The 3,237-nt window shown below is 63.4% G+C and carries 2 protein-coding genes; both read right to left on the reverse strand.

Annotation, left to right across the window (positions count from 1 at the left end; translation table 11 throughout):
• Window positions 1-70 precede the first annotated feature (70 nt).
• Complete coding sequence (cobT, locus tag EOD15_RS31390) at window positions 71-1,975, reverse strand: cobaltochelatase subunit CobT (RefSeq protein ID WP_181172684.1); 1,905 nt, start codon at window positions 1,973-1,975, stop codon at window positions 71-73.
• Window positions 1,976-2,446: 471 nt separating this feature from the next.
• Window positions 2,447-3,237 (reverse strand): cobaltochelatase subunit CobS (gene cobS / locus EOD15_RS31400; RefSeq protein ID WP_127409166.1); only part of this gene is annotated, 791 nt, incomplete at its 5' end.

A 3,237-nucleotide genomic window follows, 5' to 3' on the forward strand; every position in this document is an offset into this window, starting at 1 on the left:
GCTGAAGCCACGCCGGAAAGCAGGACGATGGCGGCGAAAAGCGTCTGCCGAAACCCGCCGCGCCTGGAAATCATCCGGCGCGCCGCATACCACCGCCGCGTCGCGTATCCTTCGCGCTTTCCTCGGCGAACAGCGAAGCCAGCTGCTCGGTCATGGCGCCGGCCAGCTCCTCGGCATCGACGATGGTGACAGCGCGGCGGTAGTAGCGCGTGACGTCGTGGCCGATGCCGATGGCCAGCAGTTCCACCGGCGAACGCGTCTCGATCAGCTCGATGACGGCGCGCAGATGGCGCTCGAGATAATTGCCCGGATTGACCGACAGCGTTGAATCGTCGACCGGCGCGCCGTCCGAGATCATCATCAGGATCTTGCGCTGCTCGGGCCGGGCGATCAGCCGGTTGTGCGCCCACAGCAGCGCCTCGCCGTCGATATTTTCCTTGAGCAGGCCTTCGCGCATCATCAGGCCGAGATTGCGCCGCGCCCGCCGCCACGGATGGTCGGCGGACTTGTAGATGATGTGGCGCAGATCGTTGAGCCGGCCAGGATTCGGCGGCTTGCCGTCCTTCAGCCATTTCTCGCGCGCCTGCCCGCCCTTCCAGGCCCGTGTCGTGAAGCCGAGGATCTCAACCGAGACACCGCAACGCTCCAGCGTGCGCGCCAATATGTCGGCGCAGGTGGCGGCGACCGTGATCGGCCGGCCGCGCATGGAGCCGGAATTGTCGAGCACCAGCGTCACCACCGTGTCGCGAAATTTGGTGTCGCGCTCCTGCTTGAACGACAGCGGCTGCATCGGGTCGATGACGACCCGCACCAGCCTCGCCGGGTCGAGGTAACCTTCTTCCAGGTCGAAATCCCAGGAGCGGTTCTGCTGCGCCATCAGCCGGCGCTGTAGCCGGTTGGCCAGCCGCCCAACGACGCCGGACAGATTGGCCAGCTGCTTGTCGAGGAAGGCACGCAGCCGGTCGAGTTCTTCTTCTTCGCACAGCTCCTCGGCTCCGACCGTCTCGTCGAAAGCCGTGGTGAAGACCTTGTAGTCGATCTCCTTCGGCAGATTGGTGAAGGGATTGTCGTTGCGACGCGCCTCGCCGGGTGTTTCGGCATCGGCGTCGTCATCGTCGGACAGATCGTCGGCGGTGGCGTCGGAGGCTTCCGTCTCGGCCGACTGTTCGTCATCGGCGGAAGCTTCGGCGTCCTCGGACTGCGACTGCTCGGAGCCGGAGTCCTCTTCGCCGCCCTCCTCGCTCTGCTCCTCGCCTTGCGGCTGGTTGTCGTCATTGTCCTCGGAATCTTCCGTCTCCTGGTCGTCGCCGAGTTCCTCGGCCATCTCCATGGAGGCGAGCATCTCGCGCACCACCCGGGCGAACGCCTGCTGGTCGCCGAGCTTGGCCGACAATCCGTCGAGGTCGGCCTTGGCCTTCTCCTCGACCCAGGGGCGCCAAAGTTCGACCAGCCGCTCGCCGCTTTTCGGGATCGGACGGCCGGTCAGCTTCTCGCGCACCATCAGGGCAAGAGCTTCCTCGATCGGCGCGTCGGCCTTGTCCTTGATGTCGACGAGGTTGGCCTTGGCGTATTTGTCCTCCAGCATCGAGCCGATATTGTCGGCGACGCCCTGCATGGCGCGTGAGCCTATCGCCTCGACGCGAGCCTGCTCGACCGCGTCATAGATGGCGCGGGCCGCCTTGCCTTCCGGCGCCAGCTTGGTGTGGATGCGCACATCATGGCAGGCGCGCTTCAGCGCCATGGAATCGCCGAGGCCGCGGGTGATCGCGATATCGGTCTTCGAGGCCTTCTTCGGCAATTCGGGCAGACGGGCACGGCTGCCGGCAAGTGCGGGCCGGTCCTTGGCGAAACCGACTTCCAGTTCCTTGTCGCCGGCAATGGCGCGCATGCAGACGGTGACGGCACGCTTGAAGCTGTCGGCTTCAGAGCCCGTCTTCGACTTGTTGCGCGTGTTGTCGCCCGGACCCGCCATCATCTATCTCTATTGTACCGCTGGCCGCTGGCCAAGCTGAGTGCGCAGGAGGCCGATAATCTCTTCGACCGAGATCGTAAAATAGCCGCCTTTCCCACTGTCATATGCCTGTCTCCACTGACTGTATCCGTGGTCAAACCCGTCGGGAATTGGACGAACACCCTCAAGTTCAACCAGACTTTCTCTCAGTACGTCAGCCGCTACAGGGAGGTGAGGGATTGTTTGCAGCTGCTTTCCGTCATTAGGTATCGGCGCGTCAGAGACTGAGATCGATACGATCGGCTGACTTTCGCCTTCCAGATAATCGACAGCGCCTATGATCACACGCGAGGATACTGGTGTCGCGCCGTGATACGTCCAAGTCTGCCCAGGTTTGAGTGGTTGGTTCTGGGCCATGGCTGCCTGACTGAGACCAAAGCAGAGGAATACAAGACTCCATAGGAACGTCCGGTGGGTCGTTCCCATGGAGCGGTCTTAGCCCAGCACCACGTTGGCGGCGCTCTCGGGCAGATCCTCGCCGAAGGCGCGCTGATAGAACTCGGCCACCACCGAGCGCTCCAGTTCGTCGCACTTGTTGAGGAAGGTCAGCCGGAACGCCATGCCGATATTGCCGAATATCTCGGCATTCTCGGCCCAGGTGATCACGGTGCGCGGGCTCATCACGGTCGACAGATCGCCGTTGATGAAGGCCGAGCGCGTCATGTCGGCGACGCGCACCATCTTGTTGACGATGTCCTTGCCCTTGCTGTCGCGATAGTGCTTGGCCTTGGCCAGCACGATGGCGACTTCATTGTCGTGCGGCAAATAGTTCAGCGTGGTGACGATCGACCAGCGGTCCATCTGCGCCTGGTTGATCTGCTGGGTGCCGTGATAGAGGCCGGTGGTGTCGCCAAGGCCGACCGTGTTTGCGGTCGAGAACAGCCGGAAGGCCGGATGCGGGCGAATGACCCGGCTCTGGTCGAGCAGCGTCAGCCGGCCCGACGATTCCAGCACGCGCTGGATGACGAACATCACATCCGGACGGCCGGCATCGTACTCGTCGAAGCACAGCGCGACATTGTGCTGGTAGGCCCAGGGCAGGATGCCGTCGCGGAATTCGGTGATCTGCAAACCGTCCTTGACGACGATCGCGTCCTTGCCGACGAGATCGATACGGCTGACATGGCTGTCGAGGTTGACGCGCACGCAAGGCCAGTTGAGGCGGGCGGCGACCTGTTCGATATGGGTCGACTTGCCGGTGCCGTGATAGCCCGACACCATGACGC

This window comes from Mesorhizobium sp. M7A.T.Ca.US.000.02.2.1, assembly GCF_003996995.1.
Classification (GTDB): domain Bacteria; phylum Pseudomonadota; class Alphaproteobacteria; order Rhizobiales; family Rhizobiaceae; genus Mesorhizobium.

Coding starts and splice junctions, on each gene's coding strand:
- cobT (WP_181172684.1), bottom strand. CDS start 1,975: ATGATGGCGGGTCCGGGCGACAACACGCGCAACAAGTCGAAGACGGGC.